Origin of the sequence: Pseudomonas sp. Root401 (assembly GCF_001425105.1) — a bacterium.
In the GTDB taxonomy this organism is placed as follows: Bacteria; Pseudomonadota; Gammaproteobacteria; order Pseudomonadales; family Pseudomonadaceae; genus Aquipseudomonas; species Aquipseudomonas brassicacearum.
The window spans coordinates 1-2,986 of the sequence record NZ_LMDO01000056.1 but is presented as its reverse complement, the minus strand read 5'-3'; the positions used below and the strand labels follow the sequence as shown (position 1 = coordinate 2,986).

The following is a 2,986-nucleotide window of genomic DNA, read 5'->3' as shown; positions in this document are numbered from 1 at the left end:
TTGTCGAAGTCAACCTTGGCCGAACCGAAAACTTCGGAGCAGACACGGGTCAGAGCAGCGGTCAGCGTGGTTTTACCGTGGTCAACGTGACCAATGGTACCAACGTTGACGTGCGGCTTATTACGTTCGAACTTTTCCTTAGCCATCGAAATCACCCCTAGGAGAAGAATTTAGCGAGTCACACAAGCCATTAAAACAAAGGCAGATATTTTCATATCTGCCTTGTTATATGGAGCTCTTGAGCGGATTTGAACCGCTGACCTCACCCTTACCAAGGGTGTGCTCTACCAACTGAGCTACAAGAGCGAAACACTTTGCACAACCTGCAAACTTGGAGCGGGTAGCGGGAATCGAACCCGCATCATCAGCTTGGAAGGCTGAGGTTCTACCACTAAACTATACCCGCGGAGCTTGCAGCTCACGCTAAAAATGGTGGAGGGGGAAGGATTCGAACCTTCGAAGTCGTAGACGTCAGATTTACAGTCTGATCCCTTTGGCCGCTCGGGAACCCCTCCTAAGCGAGCCGGCATTCTATATCATGCCAGCCTTCTGTCAAGCATTTTCTCATTAAAAACCTGAGGTTAGCTGCGTTGACGTCGCTTCGTACCGCTAACCTTTAAAGGTCTTCGCTGCGAAGCGGGCGCCATTCTATGCAAACTACCCTGCCGGTGCAACCCCTTCGCATGGCATTATTTTATGTTTTAACTCATTGAATTCTTTAGAAAGGTTTTGAAGCAACGTTTCATTCACCTTTCCCGCGCTTTCCTGGGAAACCTGAACCCAGAATCCCCCACCCTCAGGGAGATTTGGCGAGTTCGGCGCAGCAGAACGACCTACTACGCCCGAGGCAGCCAATCGCTGCTCCAACTGCCTGGCCAGCTCCGGACGAACAAAACCACCCAAGTAAACACAGGTCTTTTGCGCTTCACCGGGCTTACCCAGGTCGCGCCTGACAAGCGCATCCGCCGTTTCGCTCAACAGGTGAATATCCTGCTGCGAACCGCGGTACAAACTGAGCGGAGTCACATCCTTGGCCCGAAGTGGAGCCTCCTGCTGATGCCAGATGTAGTAGAAGACATTCAAAACCAGCAACAACAGAAACAACCACCGCATAGAAACCTCAAGACAAAGGACAGGCCATCGCCAAACCGACAAAAACCAGATCGGGCACCACCTTGGCATCAGGAACAACCCCGGAAACCAGATTGGCGTCCCCACCCGTGAGAAACACCACGAAATCCTTTCCCCAATATTGCTGCGCCAATTCAAGCTGAGTCAGAACAAACCCTCTGAGCATCAGCATGCAACCGCGCTCGACCGCCTCGACAGTTGTCCGACCTGGAGCGAGACTCTCATGGGCTCGCTCAGCTGCCATATCGTCATAGCGAATTCTTCGCGTATGAGTACGCAATTGGTTACGCATCAAAGGCATTCCCGGGCAAATGAATCCGCCGAGATGCTCACCGTCCGCCGCAACAAAATCAGCGGTAATGGCAGTGCCGAAATCGAGGACCAGGCACGCGCCCGAAGCAAGATGGAATCCACCAAGCAGGGCCAGCCATCGATCAAGCCCCAACCGCTCGTAATCCTGGTAGCCGTTTTTCACCCCCGCCATTTCTCGGGCAGGCACAGCACGGGTCACCGACACCCCATACGCATCAACCAGAGAGGCGACCAATGAATCTGTCTCCTCCAGGGTCCTCACACTAACAAGACGACATTTCTTGAGCTGGAACTTCTCGGCATTACTCAGGCTCACCAGCAAATCGCTGTCAGAGCTGACCACACCGCCGTCAACCGGCGTCACCCCGTCGGCACGAAGAACACGCCATTTGATAAAGCTATTGCCGCAGTCAAGCTCAAGAATCATCACGCAACCTCAGACTGAGCTCACCACCGCTAAAGTTTTTTTCCACACCCTCTACCTTCAAACGCAGCGCCCCCTGGTGATCAATCCCCAGCACAATACCGTCAATTTTATTAACACCGGCAATCAGGGAGACAGCCCTGCCTTGCCAAAGATGGTATTGCTCCCATTCGGACTGTATTGCGGAAAATCCCGATGCGTGATGAAGCCTCAGATAGTGCTGAAGCTTCGCACCCAATCGTGCCACCAGCTCATTTCTATCAAAATCCCTTCCCGCCTCAAGGCACATGGATGTCCATTGCTGGTCGACCTCATCAGTCGTTTGCATATTCACATTAATCCCAACACCCAGGACAACATGGCAAACGTCCGCAGGATCCCCCACCAACTCAAGCAAGATGCCGGCGATCTTTTTCTCTCCCACCAGGACATCATTAGGCCATTTCAGGCCCGCCTCAGCGATCCCCATATCACGCAGGGCATGCATGACCGCAAGTCCGACGACCAGGCTCAGCCCTTCGATCTGCCGCATGCCGCCGTCAATGCGCAGCACCAGGCTGTGATAGAGGTTTTCGGCAAACGGACTGACCCACTTACGGCCACGACGACCGCGACCAGCAATCTGTCGCTCGGCCAAAACCATGAACGGTGCCGCCGCCCCACGCTCGATCAAACGTAGCGCCTCGGCGTTGGTCGAGTCGATAGCGTCAAAGATATGGACAGGCAACTCATGAAGGCCTTTTGAGTGAATCTCTGCAGCATCCAAAAGTACCAGAGGCTTTGCCAACTGATACCCTCTACCTCGAACCTTATGAACAGACAATCCTATTTCTGCTTCCAAGTGCTGCAATTGCTTCCATACAGCACTACGACTGATACCCAGCGCAGCACCCAGCGCCGGCCCTGAATGAAAGCGACCATCCTTCAGAAGTTTTAGCAACGTGAGCATGCGGACTGCGCCCTGATAATGAGGCACGCATGATAGCCATGCACAAGACCGTTGCATAGAAACACAAAATGACTTTCCCGCGGGCAAAACAAAACCCCTACCTGCATCAGCAGATAGGGGTTTCGGAATTTAATCTTGACGATGACCTACTCTCACATGGGGAAACCCCA

The 2,986-nt window shown here is 53.2% G+C and carries 4 protein-coding genes and 3 tRNA genes; all 7 read right to left on the bottom strand.

The window, feature by feature from the left end; translation table 11 throughout:
- Positions 1–146: GTP-binding protein (locus tag ASC85_RS31840; RefSeq protein WP_236712413.1), on the bottom strand; the 146-nt coding region annotated here is incomplete at its 3' end.
- An 84-nt stretch (positions 147–230) separates the two neighbouring features.
- Positions 231–306 (bottom strand) — tRNA-Thr (locus tag ASC85_RS27280).
- A gap of 26 nt (positions 307–332) precedes the next feature.
- Positions 333–406, bottom strand: a tRNA-Gly gene (locus tag ASC85_RS27275).
- A 24-nt stretch (positions 407–430) separates the two neighbouring features.
- Positions 431–515 (bottom strand) — tRNA-Tyr (locus ASC85_RS27270).
- A 142-nt stretch (positions 516–657) separates the two neighbouring features.
- Positions 658–1,113, bottom strand: coding sequence for a hypothetical protein (locus ASC85_RS27265; protein WP_057452119.1), 456 nt, complete (start codon positions 1,111–1,113; stop codon positions 658–660).
- A 7-nt stretch (positions 1,114–1,120) separates the two neighbouring features.
- The gene (locus ASC85_RS27260) at positions 1,121–1,870 is read right to left on the bottom strand and encodes a pantothenate kinase (protein WP_057452118.1); all 750 of its coding nucleotides are present in this window, start codon (positions 1,868–1,870) and stop codon (positions 1,121–1,123) included.
- The gene (birA, locus tag ASC85_RS27255) at positions 1,860–2,816 is read right to left on the bottom strand and encodes a bifunctional biotin--[acetyl-CoA-carboxylase] ligase/biotin operon repressor BirA (protein ID WP_057452117.1); all 957 of its coding nucleotides are present in this window, start codon (positions 2,814–2,816) and stop codon (positions 1,860–1,862) included. Before birA ends, ASC85_RS27260 begins: the two co-directional genes overlap by 11 nt.
- Positions 2,817–2,986 lie beyond the last annotated feature (170 nt).

What these genes read in the sequence shown, in the direction of transcription:
- ASC85_RS27265 (WP_057452119.1), bottom strand. Translation starts at nt 1,113, where the DNA reads ATGCGGTGGTTGTTTCTGTTGTTGCTGGTTTTGAATGTCTTCTACTAC.
- ASC85_RS27260 (WP_057452118.1), bottom strand. Translation starts at nt 1,870, where the DNA reads ATGATTCTTGAGCTTGACTGCGGCAATAGCTTTATCAAATGGCGTGTT.
- birA (WP_057452117.1), bottom strand. Translation starts at nt 2,816, where the DNA reads ATGCTCACGTTGCTAAAACTTCTGAAGGATGGTCGCTTTCATTCAGGG.